At 61.3% G+C, this 17,351-nt stretch carries 16 protein-coding genes and 1 tRNA gene; 10 read left to right on the top strand and 7 right to left on the bottom strand.

The window, feature by feature from the left end:
* The first annotated feature begins 75 nt into the window (after positions 1–75).
* Entirely contained in the window at positions 76–1,413 is a 1,338-nt protein-coding gene (locus Thiofri_RS08790) for a UDP-glucose dehydrogenase family protein (RefSeq protein ID WP_009148298.1), read from the top strand.
* A 316-nt stretch (positions 1,414–1,729) separates the two neighbouring features.
* Positions 1,730–3,205 (top strand): OmpP1/FadL family transporter, encoded by a 1,476-nt coding sequence (locus Thiofri_RS08785; protein ID WP_009148297.1) that lies wholly within the window; start codon positions 1,730–1,732, stop codon positions 3,203–3,205.
* An 84-nt stretch (positions 3,206–3,289) separates the two neighbouring features.
* On the opposite strand, the gene pth is transcribed toward Thiofri_RS08785, so the two are convergent.
* From pth to Thiofri_RS08755, 6 genes are all read right to left on the bottom strand, one after another.
* On the bottom strand, positions 3,290–3,877 hold the full coding sequence (gene pth / locus Thiofri_RS08780; protein ID WP_009148296.1) for an aminoacyl-tRNA hydrolase: 588 nt from the start codon (positions 3,875–3,877) through the stop codon (positions 3,290–3,292).
* Between the two features lie 44 nt (positions 3,878–3,921).
* Positions 3,922–4,536 (bottom strand): 50S ribosomal protein L25/general stress protein Ctc, encoded by a 615-nt coding sequence (locus Thiofri_RS08775; RefSeq protein ID WP_009148295.1) that lies wholly within the window; start codon positions 4,534–4,536, stop codon positions 3,922–3,924.
* A gap of 196 nt (positions 4,537–4,732) precedes the next feature.
* On the bottom strand, positions 4,733–5,686 hold the full coding sequence (locus Thiofri_RS08770) for a ribose-phosphate diphosphokinase (protein ID WP_040856427.1): 954 nt from the start codon (positions 5,684–5,686) through the stop codon (positions 4,733–4,735).
* A 147-nt stretch (positions 5,687–5,833) separates the two neighbouring features.
* Positions 5,834–5,908, bottom strand: a tRNA-Gln gene (locus tag Thiofri_RS08765).
* 142 nt (positions 5,909–6,050) lie between these two features.
* On the bottom strand, positions 6,051–6,908 hold the full coding sequence (gene ispE / locus Thiofri_RS08760; RefSeq protein WP_009148293.1) for a 4-(cytidine 5'-diphospho)-2-C-methyl-D-erythritol kinase: 858 nt from the start codon (positions 6,906–6,908) through the stop codon (positions 6,051–6,053).
* A complete protein-coding gene (locus tag Thiofri_RS08755; RefSeq protein WP_051023836.1) occupies positions 6,905–8,821 on the bottom strand; it encodes a tetratricopeptide repeat protein in 1,917 nt (638 codons plus the stop codon). The genes ispE and Thiofri_RS08755 overlap by 4 nt, the downstream gene beginning before the upstream one ends.
* A gap of 261 nt (positions 8,822–9,082) precedes the next feature.
* On the opposite strand from Thiofri_RS08755, the gene hemA reads away from it, so the two are divergent.
* The 6 genes from hemA (at position 9,083) to Thiofri_RS08725 (ending at position 14,194) form a co-directional block, all read left to right on the top strand.
* Positions 9,083–10,450, top strand: a complete 1,368-nt coding sequence (gene hemA, locus Thiofri_RS08750; RefSeq protein ID WP_009148291.1) for a glutamyl-tRNA reductase — start codon at positions 9,083–9,085, stop codon at positions 10,448–10,450.
* A 31-nt stretch (positions 10,451–10,481) separates the two neighbouring features.
* Complete coding sequence (gene prfA / locus Thiofri_RS08745; RefSeq protein ID WP_009148290.1) at positions 10,482–11,561, top strand: peptide chain release factor 1; 1,080 nt, start codon at positions 10,482–10,484, stop codon at positions 11,559–11,561.
* Positions 11,554–12,480, top strand: coding sequence for a peptide chain release factor N(5)-glutamine methyltransferase (gene prmC / locus Thiofri_RS08740; RefSeq protein ID WP_009148289.1), 927 nt, complete (start codon positions 11,554–11,556; stop codon positions 12,478–12,480). Before prfA ends, prmC begins: the two co-directional genes overlap by 8 nt.
* Positions 12,481–12,555: 75 nt before the next feature.
* Positions 12,556–12,864 (top strand): hypothetical protein, encoded by a 309-nt coding sequence (locus Thiofri_RS08735; RefSeq protein WP_009148288.1) that lies wholly within the window; start codon positions 12,556–12,558, stop codon positions 12,862–12,864.
* A gap of 110 nt (positions 12,865–12,974) precedes the next feature.
* Complete coding sequence (locus Thiofri_RS08730) at positions 12,975–13,385, top strand: hypothetical protein (protein ID WP_009148287.1); 411 nt, start codon at positions 12,975–12,977, stop codon at positions 13,383–13,385.
* A gap of 14 nt (positions 13,386–13,399) precedes the next feature.
* A complete protein-coding gene (locus tag Thiofri_RS08725; protein WP_009148286.1) occupies positions 13,400–14,194 on the top strand; it encodes a HesA/MoeB/ThiF family protein in 795 nt (264 codons plus the stop codon).
* A gap of 20 nt (positions 14,195–14,214) precedes the next feature.
* Here the strand turns inward: Thiofri_RS08725 and fixJ are convergent, their stop codons facing one another.
* The gene (gene fixJ / locus Thiofri_RS08720) at positions 14,215–14,826 is read right to left on the bottom strand and encodes a response regulator FixJ (RefSeq protein WP_009148285.1); all 612 of its coding nucleotides are present in this window, start codon (positions 14,824–14,826) and stop codon (positions 14,215–14,217) included.
* 275 nt (positions 14,827–15,101) lie between these two features.
* Here fixJ and Thiofri_RS08715 point away from each other — a divergent pair, with 275 nt between their 5' ends.
* On the top strand, positions 15,102–15,281 hold the full coding sequence (locus Thiofri_RS08715; protein WP_009148284.1) for a hypothetical protein: 180 nt from the start codon (positions 15,102–15,104) through the stop codon (positions 15,279–15,281).
* Between the two features lie 45 nt (positions 15,282–15,326).
* Entirely contained in the window at positions 15,327–17,294 is a 1,968-nt protein-coding gene (locus Thiofri_RS08710; RefSeq protein WP_009148283.1) for an amylosucrase, read from the top strand.
* Positions 17,295–17,351: the final 57 nt, after the last annotated feature.

The raw sequence follows: 17,351 nt of genomic DNA, 5'->3' as shown, positions 1-17,351 counted from the left end.
TTCGCTGTCGGCAATTGATCGCGCCCTTCGCCTGCGCACTCTGCCGGCATGCCTGCAAGCGAGGCTCACTGCACAATGGAAATCACCATCTTCGGAAGCGGCTATGTCGGGCTCGTCACCGGCGCTTGCCTGGCGGAAGTCGGCAATGACGTGCTCTGCGTCGATATCGATCAGCGCAAAATCGATCTGCTCAACAGCGGGGGCGTGCCCATCTTCGAGCCCGGTCTTGAGGCCCTGATTGCCCGCAACCGGGAGGCTGGTCGACTTTCCTTCACTACAGACGCGGCCGCCGGCATCGCCCATGGATTGTTTCAGTTCATCGCCGTCGGCACACCACCGGACGAAGACGGCTCGGCCGATCTCTCGCATGTCCTTGCAGTTGCCGACATCATCGGTCGGAATCTGACCGAGTATCGCATTGTGGTCGATAAATCCACCGTGCCGGTCGGCACCGCCGACCAGGTCGCCGCGCGCATCCGCGAGCGCCTGAGCGCGCGCGGCGAGACGATCGAATTCGACGTCGTTTCCAACCCCGAATTCCTCAAGGAAGGCGCGGCCATCGAGGACTTCATGCGACCCGACCGCATTATTGTCGGCACCGACAATCCGCGCACTGGCGAACTGCTGCGGGCGCTTTACGCGCCCTTCAACCGCAACCGCGACCGCTTGGTGCTGATGGACGTGCGCTCGGCCGAGCTGACCAAATACGCCGCCAATGCCATGCTCGCAACCAAAATCAGCTTTATGAACGAGCTTGCCAATGTCGCTGAGGCCGTCGGCGCCGACATCGAGCGAGTGCGCATCGGCATCGGCTCGGACCCGCGCATCGGCTACCAATTCATTTACCCAGGCTGCGGCTATGGTGGCTCTTGTTTCCCCAAAGACGTACGCGCACTCGAGCGCACGGCCCGCTCCAAAGGTTATCAAGCCGAACTGCTGCAGGCCGTCGAAGCGGTGAATGATCGCCAGAAGGATCTGCTCTTCAGCAAGATCGCGGAGTATTTCAATGGCAACCTTGATGGCAAGACCTTCGCGCTCTGGGGCCTCGCCTTCAAACCCAACACCGACGACATGCGGGAAGCCTCCAGCCGTCGCCTGATGGAACAGCTCTGGGCCGCCGGTGCGCGGGTGCGGGCCTTTGACCCGGTCGCGGCCGAGGAGGCCAAGCGACTGTATGGAGAGCGCACGGATTTGGAACTGGTCGAGAACCGCATGGCGGCCGTCACGGGCGCCGATGCCGTGGTCATCGTCACTGAGTGGAACGAGTTCCGCAGCCCAGACCTGACCGCGGTCAAAGCGCAGCTGCGCTCGCCGGTGATCTTCGACGGGCGCAATCTGTTCAATCCCTCGCAGGTGAACAGCACGGGCCTCACCTATATCTCGATCGGACGCCAACCCGCCTGCGTCGCCTGATCCCACCCGCCGCTACCCGTGCCTCGCGGCAGGCTGGCGCTTTTTACAACGCCCGCCTGCTTCCGCCCAAACAGACCGACCAGACCCAACTCGCATGCCTTGCGCTGTGACCGACCGGCGCCCCAACTTGGGGCGCCGGCGGGTGCTTTTGCCCAATTGAGTGGCAGAATATGACAAAACGCAACCAAGTACGTTAAAATTTCACACAAAGTCGTGACATTATGCTACAACTATGTTGCAAGGCTGCAACATTGCTACTCCAGCCAGCATAGTCGTGGTAAAAAAACATCAGTAAACGAGGAGGAGTACGACAAGCATGAAAACATTTCAACTTAGCGCATTGGCATTGGCTTGCACCGCCCTGATGCCGGTCGCACATGCCACCAATGGTTACATGTCGCACGCGTATTCGCCAACAGCAAAGGGCATGGCGGGCGCAGGCGAAGCGGCCATGCCACAAGATAGCTTGGCAATCGTCGGCAACCCGGCTGCGGCCAATCAGGTCGGTCGGCGCGCCGATGTCGGACTTTCCTGGTTTCGTCCGCTTCGCGAATACGATGGCGTTGCACCGAACCCGGCAACCGGAGCTTACGCCCCGATCGGCGGCGGATTGAACGGCACCGGCACCGTCACCAGCGAGAACAACAACTTTCTCGTCCCTGGCTTTGGCTATACGCTGCCGATCGACGAGCGCAGCGCGGTGGGTATCGCGCTCTTTGGTAACGGCGGCATGAACACCGACTACCGGAGTCGCGACACCTTAATGGGTCTTGGCACCTACGGCGGGAACAATCCCTTGGCGAATCCGCCTTCCTATCAGCCGGGCACCCCGGGGGCAGGGATGCAGGTGCCCGGCACGACGGTCGAGGGCGGCGGTAACGCTGGCGTCAACCTCGAACAGCTCGGAATGTCTCTCGCCTATTCACGGGAGGTTGCAGACGGACTGAGCCTAGGCGCAAGCTTCTTGCTCGGTTACCAGACCATTGAAATTAAGGGGGTTGGCGCCTTCCAGGGTTTCACCCAAACTTTCACCCAGAGCATGATCGCCAGCGGGGCGACGAGCGGCATCTCACCGACGAACCTTACCGACAATGGCAAGGATTCAGCTTGGGGCTATGGCTTCCAGGTCGGCGCACTCTGGGAGGTGAATCCCATGTTCTCAGTCGGTGCCTCGTACCGGACCAAGATGTACATGGGCGAGTTCGATAAATATTCGGACCTGTTCGCAGAGGGCGGTGATTTCGATATTCCGGCAGTCGGCACCATTGGCATCGCCTTGCGCCCGAATGATCGTCTCGCCTTAGCATTCGATGTCCAGCGCATCTGGTATAGCGATGTAGCTGCCATCGCTAACAACAATAACCTTGCGCAGAACTGCGATCTCGGCGCGGGCTTGGGCCAACCCAGCGCGCCGGGCGCAACCTATGATGCAAGTTATTGCCTCGGCGGCTCCAAGGGTGCCGGCTTCGGCTGGGACGATATGACCGTGTTCAAGTTCGGCGCTCAATATGCGGTGAATGACAAGCTGAAGCTGCGCGCCGGTTACAGCTACGGCAAAAATCCAATCGACGGCAGTCAGGTTGCATTCAACGCGCTGGCTCCCGCGACGCCCGAGAATCACTTCACCCTAGGCGGAAGCTACATGGTGAAGAACAATCTCGAGCTGACCTTCTGGGGCATGTACGCGCCAGAAGAGACGATCACGGGACCGGGCGAGTTCACCGGCACTCAGGCACCTGAGATCAAGATGCATCAATACGAACTGGGCGTGAACTTCGCCTGGCTCTTCTAACCGAGTCGGAGGTTCAGGGAGGGAGCAACGAGCCGCCGCAAGGCGGCTTGTTGCATTTTAGCTACCCTACGCTGGGCTTTACTGCTAGGAACGCGCGTGCAGGCGATTCATCGCCCGCTGAAACTCTCCCGCCAACAGTTCCGGCAGGCAGTCTTCGGCCTGATCGACCGCACCGAGGATCGCATCCAAATCGGCGCGCGACGGGTGGCTTAGCACATAACCAACCACCTGCTCTTTGTGACCAGGGTGTCCGATGCCAATGCGCAAGCGCCAGAAGTCATGATTGGCAAGCGCGGCGAGGGTGTCGCGCATACCGTTGTGGCCTGCATGGCCGCCGCCGAACTTGAGCTTGAGCTGCCCGGGCGGCAGGTCAAGCTCATCATAGGCGACCAGAATATTGGCCGGCGGGATATCGAAATAGCGCGCAACGGCCGCAATGCTGCGGCCGCTGTGGTTCATGAAAGTGGTGGGTTTAACAAGCCGCAGATCATGCCCATGGACTTGCAAGCGGCAGAGTTCACCAAAGAATTTCGCCTCCGGATGAAAGCGTCCGCCGTGCTCGGCAGCCAGGCGCTCAACGAAGCAGAACCCGGCGTTATGCCGCGTTCCTTCGTAGTCGCGCCCGGGATTGCCGAGCCCGACGATCAGGCTGATACCTTGGTCGCTGCTCATTGGTTGCCTGGCGATCACTCATCCTTGAGACGCCGATCCCAGCCTCAGTCCTCTTCGTCTTCCTCGGGCTCCACGGTCTCATCAGCCGCCACATGGGGGGCATGCACAACCACCACGGGGGCGTCCTGATCGACGCTGGTGTCGAGTTCAACGCCCTTGGGGAGCACAAGATCAGAGACATGCAGCGTCTGCCCCAACTCCATCTTTTGAATGTCAACCGCAATATACTCGGGCAGATCTGCCGGCAGGCATTGGATATCGAGTTCGGTCAGATTGTGCGAGGCCTGACCGCCAAGCTTGATGCCGGCGCAAATATCCTCGTTCTCAAAGTGAAGCGGAACTGTCATGCGCAGCTTCTCGCCCTTGCTGACGCGTTGAAAATCGACATGCAAAATAAAGGGCTTGGCCGGATGCCGCTGCAAATCTTTCAGCACCACCTGCGTCTTGGCGCCCGCCAGATCGAAATCGAGCAGAGTCGAGTAGAAAGACTCTTGCGCCGCGTATTTAACGATTTCGCTATGCGGCAGCATGAACATCTCCGGGAGCCTATCGCCACCGTAGAGGATGCCCGGCACCTGCCCCGTGCGACGCAGGCGGCGGCTCGCACCCTTACCCACGTCCGTGCGCGCTTGCGCGCTAATATGTATTTTTTCGCTCATGGATTCACTCCGTTATTTTAACCGGCATGATCGCCGCACCACTGCGGGCGGACCTTAACCGAACCGGGATCAAACCATCAGCAGTCCGCGACCAGACCACTGACGGAACCAAAAAGCCGCGCTCGCAACGCGGGCGCGGCCCAGAATGTGGCAGGAAGCGCGGCCATGATGGCGCACTCCCATTCGCACAGACCAGTCAGTCAACAAAAAGCGAACTGACGGATTCTTCGTTCGAGACCCGGCGCATGGTCTCGGCCAAGAGTTCGCCAATGCTCAACTGACGAATCTTGTGACAACTGCGCGCCTGGCTAGTGAGTGGGATGGTGTTAGTCACCACCAACTCATCGAGCATAGACGCATTAATGTTATCCAGGGCCGGCCCAGAGAGCACCGGATGGGTGCAGTAGGCAGACACCATGGCCGCTCCCTGTTCCTTTAGCGCCGCAGCCGCCTGACACAGAGTGCCGGCGGTATCGACGAGATCATCGACCAGCACACAGGAGCGCCCGCGCACGTCGCCAATAATGTTCATCACCCGCGCCTCGTTCGGGCGCGGACGACGTTTGTCGATAATGGCCAGATCGGCATCGTCGAGGCGCTTGGCCAGCGCGCGCGCGCGCACCACACCGCCAACATCGGGTGAAACCACGATGAGTTTCGGGTACTTCTGCCGCCAGATGTCGCCAAGCAAAATGGGCGAGGCGTAGACATTATCGACCGGAATATCGAAAAAGCCCTGAATCTGATCCGCGTGCAGGTCGACGGTCAGCACCCGATCAGCCCCAGCAGAACCGATCATCTTGGCGACCAGACGCGCGGTGATCGGCACTCGCGCCGAGCGCGGGCGACGATCCTGGCGGGCATAGCCATAATAGGGGATGACTGCCGTCACACGCTTGGCAGACGCCCAGCGCAGCGCGTCGATCATCACCAGCAGTTCGAGCAGGTTGTCGTTCGTCGGCGCGCAGGTCGGCTGCACGACAAAAACATCCCGACCGCGGACATTTTCCTGGATTTCGGTCATCACCTCGCCGTCACTGAACTGCCCCACCACGGCTTTGCCAAGGGGGATGTTCAAATGCGAGGCGATTTCGCTCGACAAGGCCAGATTGGCATTGCCGGAAAACACCATCATCTGGCTGGCGGGCACGGCCTCGTCTCTATTGCGCAATGACACAGCGGTGGTGCTTTGGCTTGGCGGCTGAGGTTCTGGTTCCGAACTGGCGGGACCAAACTGGTGATACCGCAAACGCGTCGCCAACACTGGCGTGTCGCACTTGCGGCAGGCAAATAAACATGGCTGGGGCGCCAGGATTCGAACCTGGGAATGCTGGGATCAAAACCCAGTGCCTTACCACTTGGCGACGCCCCAATAACTGGTATGAATTGTTGGGTATGAATTGTTGGCCTTGAGTCTTGGCGAATTGCGAACTTGCCTAACGGACATATTCCCAACCACCCCGAAGGATGAAGCGGTCAGTTCAAGCTAAGGCTCCGGCGCCAAGGATCGGGCTCTAAGCCTGCATCAAAGGCGAGCGGTTGCAGCCCTTGGCCACGAAAGCCGACCAAACCGCCGGTGCCTCGGCCCTGAGTTGCTCGGCCTGCGACTGATCCTCAAAGGCCGCGAACAGACAACATCCGGTTCCGGTCAGCCGCGCTCTTGCCCGCGCGTCAAGCCAGCGAAAAGCCTCAGCGACAGGCGCATAACGACGCAAAACCACTGGCAGACAGTCGTTCCTGTCATCGCCCTCAACAAAGCCGGCTATTTTGATGGGCGCGGAATCCCTTGTCAAATCAGGGTCACGAAAAACCGCAGCGGTCGCGACCTGACAGGGCGGCACCAGCACCAGAAACCAGGGCTCGGGGAGTGCTACCGGCTCGAGTTTTTCACCAACGCCCTCAGCCCAAGCGGCCTGGGCGCGCACGAACACCGGCACATCGGCGCCCAATTCGAGCCCGAGAGTGGCCAGCTGGTCCATGCCAAGCCCCAGCTCCCAAAGCTGATTGAGCGCTTGCAGGGTGGTCGCGGCATCCGAGCTGCCGCCCCCCAGGCCGCCACCCATGGGCAATTGTTTATCAACGCGAATGTCGACACCAAGCGGACAACCGGTTTGACGCTGAAGCAGGCGCGCTGCACGCACGACCAGGTCCTGCTCTTCCGGGACACCATGAGCACCTTGCGAACGGCGCACCTGTCCATCCTCACGCGGCTCGAAAAACAGCCGGTCGCAGCGGTCGATGAACTGAAAAACGCTCTGTAGCAGATGGTAGCCATCGGCCCGACGGCCGATGATGCGCAGAGTCAGATTGAGTTTGGCGGGCGCCAGCCAGGCGCCATCCACCGCTGGCGCCGGCACCAAATCCGAACTCACGAACCAGCGCCCGGCGCTAGAGAGACCGGGTGACGCTTGATGACCCGCAACAGATAGTCGTGATCCGGGAATTCATCGAGCGCCTGCTGCCAAACCTGCCGCGCCTCGTCGCGCCGGCCGAGCGCCCAGAGCACCTCACCGAGATGCGCAGCAATCTCGCCATCGGAGAGTTGCTTGAGCGCCTTGCGCAAATAGCCCTCAGCCTCTTTGGGCTTGCCCATGCGATATAACAGCCACCCCATGCTGTCGAGAATGGCCGGCTGCTCGGGTTCGAGTTCCAGCGCGCGGGCAATAAAACCCTGGGCTTCATCAAGGCGGTCGGTCTGATCAGCCAGGGTGTAGCCGAGTGCGTTCAGCGCATCGGCATGATTCGGGTCCATGCTCAGCACCCGGCGCAGATCGCGCTCGAGCACATCGACCCGCTGAAGCGTGGCGGCCAGCAGAGCGCGGGCGTAGAGCAGATCCAGATTATCCGGAAACTCCGCCAGCGCCGCATCGTAAACCGCCATGGCGCTTGGCAACTGATCGACCTCGCGCAGAATCTCGCCTTCGACCAAATAGAGCCCCGCGCGCTGCTCCGGCGCATCATCGCGCAGCCGCTGCAGGCGTTCACGCGCGCGCTCGAGCTGACCAAGCCGTGCCTCGACGCTGGCTATGCGAATTTGCGCATCCAGCGCCTTGTCGCCACGCACCTTGGCGTACCAGTCGCGCGCCTGCTCCAGTTGTCCAGCCGCCTCTTCCACCTCCCCGAGCATGAAGGTCGCGTCCTGCTTACGCTTGCCAGTTTCGCGCAGGCGCAGCAGATACTCGCGCGCGCCCTGGTAGTCCTCAAGCTGCAACGAAAGCACGCCGACCGCGAAAAGCACGCCCGGCATCTGCGGATGCGACTCGAGCAAGCTAGCAAAGACTTTGCGGGCATCCTCGTAGCGCTCATCTTCGATCAGCAGTTGAGCATAGAGGGTGCGCAGCTCCTGATCGTTGGAACCTTGCGAGAAATAGCGCTCGAGTTCGGCGATGGCCGCGTCAATGCGGCCCTCACTCACCAGCATTTGCACCAGAAACTGTCGCGGCCGACTCCAGGCCGGGCGCTGCGCAGCAGCGCGGTTGGCGAACTCGCGCGCCTCATCCGGCCGATCCGCGCCGGCAGCCAGTCCGGCAATGGCCAGCAGCGCATCGGGGTCTTCACCAAACTCATCAATCAGCGCCCGCATCAGCTCGAGACGCTGGAGCGGATCGTCCAGCCGCGCCACCAAGCGCGCGCAATGCAAATACCCTTGGCGGCGCTGGGGCGAGTGCTCCATGACCGCGCGCAAATAGGGCATTGCTTGATCGACCTTGCCACCCTCCAGAATCACATAGGCAGCCACTTGGCGCGCTTGCAGGGAATCTGGCACCAGACTCACCCAAAAGGCCGCAGCCTCCTCAGCTCGGGCCTGATCCTTGCCCGCAATCGCCGCACGCGTGGCCAGCTCCGCCAGCACCGGGTCTGACGTGTGCCGCGCGGCGGCCAGGAAATGCGGGAAGGCATCCAACGGGCGGTCGCGCTGCATCGCCACCTCGGCGACCAGCACGTCGTAGAGCAAATCGGCATCGAATTCGACCACAGGCTCGGTGGCCGGGCCGGCAGACAGCGCGGGCTCATCATCCGACAACTGATCGGAGGCGGCCTGCTGCGGTTGCCCCTGCTGCTGGCTTTCCCGCGCCAGCAGCGTCGGATCAGAATTGGCCTGCTGCCCAAGACCCGCAGCCGGAAAGCTAGCGAGTGAGGCATCCGCGCCAAGCAGCAGGATGAGCGACAGCCACAGAATTGTTCGGCCGTGGTCCCCGTTCAAGGCCCGCAGGGTTTTGGCCCGAAATCCGTCCTGGCGCCAGAAAGTCGTCACATTTGGCATGATGTTGTTTGGAAATTTCACCGATGAATTGCTCGAAATTTGAGTGCCTGACCTTATGAGCATGGAGTATACGCGAGCCACCCCAGCTTGTGCTTGACGCTCATGGTCCCGGCCGCCCCGAACGATGAAGCTGCTGTTTCATCGGAATGGACCCCGACTGCTGCTACCAGGATGATCATCGGCCGAGTGCTTGCGCAAAAATGCAGCTGCCACCCTCCCCCACTGGCCTTAAAATCTGTTACCTTTAGCCATCAATTTAAACCAGCTCACCCTAAAAACCGCATGAGCCTGCTCATCCTTGGCCTGAACCACAAAACGGCCCCCGTCGATATCCGCGAGCGCCTGACCTTTGGCCCTGATGTGATCGTCGGCGCCCTGCGCAGCCTGACCGATCACCCTGTCACCAGCGAAGGCATTATTTTATCGACCTGCAATCGCACCGAAGTTTACTGCGTGCTCGACCCTCAGGCGAGCGAGGCGCAGATTCGTGACTGGCTCGGGCGTTTCCACGGGGTCGATCCGCAACTGATCGCGCCACATCTCTACGCTTACAGAGATCACGACGCCGTTTCGCATCTGCTGAAGGTCGCCAGCGGCCTGGATTCCATGGTGCTGGGTGAGCCGCAAATTCTTGGCCAGGTCAAGCAATCTTTCCAGACCGCCTGCGACAGCGGCACCGCCGGGCGGCTGCTCGGACGGCTGTTCCAGCACTGCTTCTCGGTCGCCAAGCAGGTGCGCACCGATACTGCCATCGGCAGCAGTCCGGTGTCGATGGCCTTTGCCGCTGTCAGTCTGGCGCGGCAGATTTTCAGCGACCTCAGCTCACAGACAGCATTGCTGATCGGCGCTGGTGAAACCATCGAACTGGCCGCGCGCCATCTGCACCAGCATGGCATCGGGCGCATTGTGGTGGCCAACCGCACGGTCGAACGCGCCCATTTGGTCGCCTCGCAGTTCGACGGCTACGCCATTGCCCTGACCGAACTGGTCAACCACTTGCCCGAGGCTGACATCGTGGTGTCTTCCACCGCCAGCCCGCTGCCAGTTCTCGGCAAGGGAGCCGTGGAACGAGCACTCAAAATCCGCAAACACCGGCCCATGTTCATGGTCGATATTGCCGTGCCACGCGACATCGAGCCCGAAGTCGGCAACCTGAACGACGTTTATCTCTACACCGTCGATGACCTCCAGGGTGTGGTCGACGAGGGCATGCGCTCGCGCCACCAGGCAGCGGCTCAGGCGATGGAAATCATCGAGCTGCACACAGCTGAGTTCATGGCCTGGTTGCGTTCGCTCGACGCCGTGACGCTCATTCAGGACTACCGCCAGCGGGCCGAAAGCATTCGCGACCAGATGGTTGCGCGCGCGCAGAAGCAACTCGCCGCCGGCAAGTCAGCCGATGATGTGATCTGCCAGCTCGCCCACACGCTCACTAATAAAATTCTACACACCCCCAGCGTGCGCCTGCGCCGCGCCGGGCGCGAAGGACAGTCCGATCTGCTTGAGGCCGCCAACCAGCTATTTGCACTCGGTCAAGACATCGCGGCCGATGGCGATGAGACCGTCGCTGGCGCTGGCTCCACCTCTGGCACCAAGACACCAAGCTGCCCGGCCGAGACGCTTGCGCGCGTCGCCGGCGGCGGCGGTTAATGCCCGGATTGGCAGGTGCTGACAACGCCCCATGAATGACTCCCTGCGCGGCAAGCTTGAGCGCCTCGCCGAGCGCTTCGGCGAAATCACCGCTCTGCTTGCGGACCCGGCCACCCAAGACGATAAAAACCAGTTTCGCGACCTCGGGCGCGAGTATGCACAGCTCGAGCCGCTGATCGACTGCTACCAGAACTATTGTGCCTGCGAAGACAGCATGGCCACGGCTGAGGCCATGCTCGCGGACCCTGAGATGGCCGAACTCGCGCGCGAGGAGATCACCAGCACCCAGGCCGAACGCGACGCCCTGGAGCCCGAACTCAAGCGCCTGTTGCTGCCGCCCGATCCCAACGACCAGCGCAATGTTTACCTGGAAGTTCGCGCCGGTACCGGCGGTGCCGAGGCCGCGCTCTTCGCCGCCGATCTCACCCGCATGTACCTGCGCTATGGCGAACACCAGGGCTGGCGCAGCGAGACCATTAGCGCAAGCGATGGCGAACTTGGCGGCTACAAAGAAATCGTCCTGCGCATCAGCGGCAAGCAGGTTTACGCCCGGCTGAAATTCGAGGCCGGCACCCATCGCGTGCAGCGTGTTCCCGAGACCGAATCCCAGGGGCGCGTTCATACCTCCGCCTGCACCGTCGCCATCCTACCCGAACCCGAGACGGTCGAGGAAACGGCCATTTCAAGCGGCGACCTGCGCGTCGACACCTACCGCGCCTCAGGCGCCGGCGGCCAGCATGTGAACAAGACCGACTCGGCCGTGCGTATCACCCATCTGCCAAGCGGCATTGTGGTGGAATGCCAGGACGAGCGCTCCCAGCACAAGAACCGCGCGCGGGCCATGTCTCTGCTGCAAGCCCGGCTGCTCGATGCCGCGCAAAGCGCCGTGACCGCAGAGCGCAGCGAATCCCGTCGTCTACAAGTCGGCAGCGGAGATCGTTCCGAGCGCATCCGCACCTATAACTTCCCGCAGAACCGCTTGACCGACCATCGCGTCAACCTGACACTCTACAAGCTCGATGAAATCATGTTGGGCAGTCTCGACCAGGTCATTGAGCCCCTGCGTCAGGAGGATCAGGCCGACCGCCTCACGACCCTGATGGATGGCTGAGGCCCCTGCTCCAAGCGCCCCGGCGCCCGCTGATCCAGCGCCGTCCATCGCCGCGCTGCTGCATTGGGGTCGGGCGCAACTGACGGCCAGCGCAACCCCAACCGCGCGTCTGGAAGCGGAACTGCTACTAGCAACCGCCGCCAGCCTAGGCCGCACCGACCTGATCGCCTGGCCCGAGCGGCAAATCGGCGAGCCCGAACAGACAGTTTTTGCACACATGATCCGCCGCCGCAGCCAAGGCGAACCCATCGCCTATGTCCTGGGCGAGCGCGAATTTCGCGGCCTGCCGCTGCGCGTCAGCCCCGCCACCCTGATCCCACGCCCGGAAACCGAACTCCTGGTCGACTGGGCCCTGGCACAGCACCCACCAACGGCATCCATCCGCTGCGCCGACCTCGGCACCGGCAGCGGTGCGATCGCGCTGGCGATCGCTCTGGAACGCCCACACTGGCAGGTACTCGCCCTGGATCGCTCGGGCGCCGCCCTGGCCATAGCCGCCACCAACTGCCAGCGACTCAAAGCCGACCAGATCCAACTGATACAAAGCGACTGGCTCAGCCCCATCGCCGCACAGCGTCTGGATCTCATCCTGGCCAACCCACCCTACGTCGCCGCACAGGACCCACACCTCACCCGCGGCGACCTGCCCTTTGAGCCAGCTAGCGCCCTGATCGCCGGCAACGACGGCCTCGCCGCCATCCGCCGCATCGCCGCCGAGCTGCCACGCCATCTGACACCAACGGGCAGGGCCGCCATCGAACATGGCTGGGATCAGGGCGCCGCCGTTCGCACCATTCTGAACCAGGCCGGCTTGACAATGATCGAAACCCACCGCGATCTCGCCGGCCACGAACGCTTCACCAGCGCAAGGCGCTCAAGCGACACTGGCGAAGCGTCTGGCGAAGCGGGCGCTTTTTAGCGACAATCGCAACAGCCTAAATCATCGCTTGGCTCCTTCTTCTCGCAACAGCGCCACCACCGAGGCACCTGCTTAATGTCACGCGAAAAAACCTATGTCGGATTGGATCAGGACAACTTCGGCGGCATGACGCCGACCGGCACCATTGTGCGCGATGCCCAGGCTTTTGGGCTGATTCCCGAGACCGAGACATGCGCTGGCTGGTCGCTGGATCGCATCCAACTGCTCTATGATCAGGTCAGCGAAGCCTGGCGTCCTTACGGGCACCTTGTCTCTGGCCTGCCTGAAGAGGTTCGCGAGCGCCACCAGCGCATCTTTACCGCCGCATTGACGCATGCTCGCACGCTCGGTTGGAAGCCGGAGTTATACACCGACGACGAATAACTGACGCGGTCAAGCTGCTTCGGTGCGGACACCATTGCTCTCTTGCCACGATTCGCGCTTAAATCTCGACTCTGACCGAAAGACGGAACCCAAGACGCCCCAAACCAACCATGGATATCTCAGAAACCGACCGCATCAAACACCGCCAGATCCATTTCCGCGACCTGCATCCGGAGCGCAACGATGCCGAGACGGCGGCCCAGTTTCTGAAAGAGGTCGCGGGCGTGCTCGACGCCTGGCCCACCTCGCCCATTGTGCTCAATTTAAGATACGACATCCGCCAGACCTGTCTAGAAGAAATCGATTCCGCACTATACGAGTTAGGCTTGCATCTCGACAACGGACTCCTTTACCGCATGAAACGCACGCTCGCCTACTACACGGAGGAAACCCTGCGCGAGAATTACGGCATCAAACACGCCGACAGCCAGTGCACCAAGAGGGTGTTTGCCAAGCGCTTCGAGAGCATCGAGCACGGCTGTCGCGACCACCGCCCGGAACACTGGCGCCGTTATCTGTAACCGAATACGAGCCCATGCCTTCGGCCAAAATCCCAGCCACAGCGGCCGATGACGATCTCCTGTTGCGCTACCAACGCCAAATTCTATTGCCCGACTTTGGCATCGAGGGCCAGGAGCGCCTGGGGCGCGCACGCGTGCTCGTCCTTGGGCTTGGCGGTCTGGGCTCACCGGTTGCACTCTATCTCGCCGCCGCCGGGCTCGGCACCCTGTTGCTGGCCGATGGCGACCAGGTCGACCAGAGCAACCTCCAGCGCCAAATCCTGCACGATCAGGCCCAGATCGGTCAGTCAAAGGTGGATTCAGCGACTGCAAGGCTGCGGGCGCTGAACACCGATGTCCATCTAGTGCCAATACGCGAACACCTGGATGATACCCGTTTGCACGAACTGGCCGCAGAGGTCGATCTCATCGTCGACGGCAGCGACAACTTCGCGACCCGCTTCGCCGCCAATCGCGCCAGTGTCGCCGCCGGCGTGCCCCTGGTTTCCGGTGCCGCCATCCGCGCTGAGGGTCAGATCAGCGCCTTCAGCGGCCGCGCTGGCGGCCCCTGCTATCAATGTTTGTATCCGGACATCGCAACCAATGTTGACGATGGCTGCGCCGCCAATGGCGTGCTTGCCCCCTTGGTCGGCATCATCGGCAGCTTGCAGGCCTGCGAGGCGATCAAAATTCTGAGCGGTATCGGCACCCCCCTGTTTGGCCGCCTGCTGCTGCTTGATGCGCGTCCCATGCACTGGCGCGAACTCCAGCTCAGCGCCGATCCCAGCTGCCCCGTCTGTGCCACCGCGCCAGCGCCACCGACGGCCTGACCGGTCTGACAGCATCGGACTCAGGGCGTATTGGCCATAATTGCCATGCGCACCAAGTCGGCGAGCGAATCAGCCTGCATTTTGTCCATCACCCGCGCCCGATGGACTTCGACCGTTTTGATACTGACGCTCAGTGCTGTCGCGATTTCCCGGTTCGACTGCCCCTCGACCACCATATCCATCACCTCGTGCTCGCGCGGAGTCAGATCTGTCATCCGTGACTGAATCTCTGAGCGTGCCGAGCGCTGCACCCGGTCGCGGTCATCGGTTTCGAGCGCACGGCGAATACTGCCAAGCAAGGCATCGTCATTAAAGGGTTTTTCGATAAAATCCAGTGCCCCGGCCTTCATCGCCCGCACCGCCATCGCAACATCGCCATGGCCGGTAATGACAATCACCGGCAGGCAAATCGAGCGCCGACTCAAATATGCCTGCAACTCCAGCCCGCTCATACCCGGCATGCGCACATCAAGCAGCAGGCAGCCGCTCCAGCCCGGTTCACAAGCGCTTAAAAAGGCATCGGCCGAGCCGAAGGTGCGCACCCGCATACCGTCGGACTCGATCAGCCATTGCAAGGACTCGCGCATCGCCTCATCGTCATCGACCACATACACCCAGTGCTCATCACTCATTAGAAATCCCCTTGCAATTCATTCGCGAGCCCTGTCCTTGGCATGGATTGAAACATCTGTACCGCCGCCCGACGAATGTGCCCCAGTGATTCAGGGTAAAGAAATTGGATTCTGCCGAGCTGGGAACATATCATGGTACAGATCGCGGATGAGCCCCGGCCCAAAAATCCGGACCAACCGCATTCTGGCCCCCAGGACGTTTTGCCCTCGCCTCGCAAGCCTGTTGCAACCAATTTGCATCGGGCCTGCGGTTTTGGTTTCAGGAACATCAAGCCATGCACATCTTCGATGCTGACCCCTCGGTCGTGCGCGATCTGAAGGACGAAAGTACGCTCATCCTGGAAAAATCTTTCGAGCATTTCTCAATCACCGCACTGCGGCATCCGACAATGGGCAAATTGGTCCTGGTCGAAGATCGCAACGGCGGTGGCGCAGTGGTCGAAACGGAACACTAACGCTCGCAGCTATACCAAGCATATCGTGCTCGCTGACACATTTTAATGGATCGCACCACCCATACCACCGATGAGCAATGGCTTGCCGAGCAGGCCGAGCAATCCCTGCGCCGGCTGCGGCCGCGACTGGAGCAGCGCTTTCAGTCCGACGTCGACGCCGGTGAATGGCAGGGCTACCTCGAGCGCCTTGAGCGCCATTTTCCGCGTCTGTTCCGGCACCTGTTCCGGCTCTACGGCGGCTATTACGATTTTTTCTATCATCTTGAGAGCATTCTGTCTTCTGCCACCGAGATGTGGATCGACCGCCCAGCCGAACTCAAGGCGCTCGATGCCATGCGCCGCGCCGATCCGCACTGGTATCAATCCAACCGCATGGTCGGAGCCATGTGCTATGTGGATTTGTTTGCCGGCGATCTTGCCGCCTTGCGCGAGCGCATTCCGTACTTAAGCGAGATGGGCATTACCTATCTGCATCTGATGCCCATTTTCAAAGAGCCCGAGGGCGACAACGACGGTGGCTATGCGGTCAGCAGCTATCGCGAGGTCAACGCGGCCCTGGGCACCATGGACGGACTGGCCGATCTGGCCACCGAACTGCGCCACCATGGCATTTCGCTCACGCTCGATTTTGTCTTTAACCACACCAGCGATGACCATGACTGGGCCATGCAGGCGCTGAACGGCGATGCGCGCTATCAGGCTTACTACCGCATGTTCCCTGACCGCACCTTGCCAGACCTCTACGAGCAGCACATGCCCGAGGTATTCGGCGAGGATCATCCGGGCGCCTTCACCTACCGCACCCGCCTGAAAAAATGGATATGGACCACCTTCCACACCTACCAGTGGGATCTGAACTACGAAAATCCTGAAGTCTTCAACCGCATGCTCGAGGAGATGCTCTTCCTCGCCAATCGCGGCGTAGAGATTCTGCGCCTTGATGCCGTGGCATTTATCTGGAAACGCTTGGGCACCAACTCCCAGAACCTGCCCGAAGCGCACTGGATCATTCAGGCATTTAATGCCTTGGTCAGCATTGCCGCCCCGGCCATGGTGTTCAAGTCCGAGGCCATCGTCCACCCCGACGAGGTGCGCACCTACGTCAGCAAGGACGAGTGCGCGCTGTCCTACAATCCGCAACTCATGGCCTTGCTGTGGGACGCGCTGGCCACCCGCGACGTGCGCGTACTGCAGCGCGCCATGGGCCATCGCTTCACTATTCCGCCCGGCTGTGCCTGGGTCAATTACGTCCGCTGCCATGATGACATCGGCTGGGCCTTCGCTGATGAAGATGTCACGGCCTGCGATTTCAACCCCGGACCGCACCGGCGCTTTCTGACCGACTTCTACACAGGAAGGTTTCAGGGCAGCTTCGCCCGCGGCGCGCCCTTTCAGGAAGACCCAGTCACCGGAGACGCACGCGTCTCAGGCACCTGCGCCTCGCTAACCGGCGTTGAACATGCGTTGGCCATTGGCGATGAGGCCGAGCTGGAGCTAGCCATCCGCCGCATTCTGCTGATTCACGGCATCATCATCACCATCGGCGGCATTCCACTCGTTTACTTAGGCGACGAAATCGCCACCCTGAACGACCACGACTATGATCAGGATCCGGAAAAAGTCGGCGACTCGCGCTGGCTGCATCGCGGGATATTCGACTGGGAACGCGCCGAGCAACGTCGCGATCCCGAGACCGTGCCGGGGAGGGTCTATCAGGGCCTGCTGCGCTTGCTGCAACTGCGCGGCCAGAACCAGGCCTTCGCACGACCGGACACCGAAATGCTCGATACCGGCAGTCGACATGTATTTGGCTTTACCCGCAGCAATGAGCACTCGGTAGTCTTTGTGCTGGCTAATTTCAGCGAGCGCGAACAGGCGCTCGAAGCACGCCGGCTGCGCCAGATGGGCATGCGCAAGACCATGGTCGACCTCTACTCCGGGCGCACGCTGATCGCTACCCAGGAACTGGTACTGGAGCCCTACCAGATCTTGGTGCTGGCACGCCATGCTTAACGCGCAAAGGCCCAACCATCCCGGAGAATGAATCCCTGGTGATGCGCAGTCAGCCCG

The organism is Thiorhodovibrio frisius (assembly GCF_033954835.1).
Lineage (GTDB): Bacteria > Pseudomonadota > Gammaproteobacteria > Chromatiales > Chromatiaceae > Thiorhodovibrio > Thiorhodovibrio frisius.
Note: the sequence above shows the minus strand (reverse complement) of the source record. Positions and strands in the feature narration are given on the sequence as shown.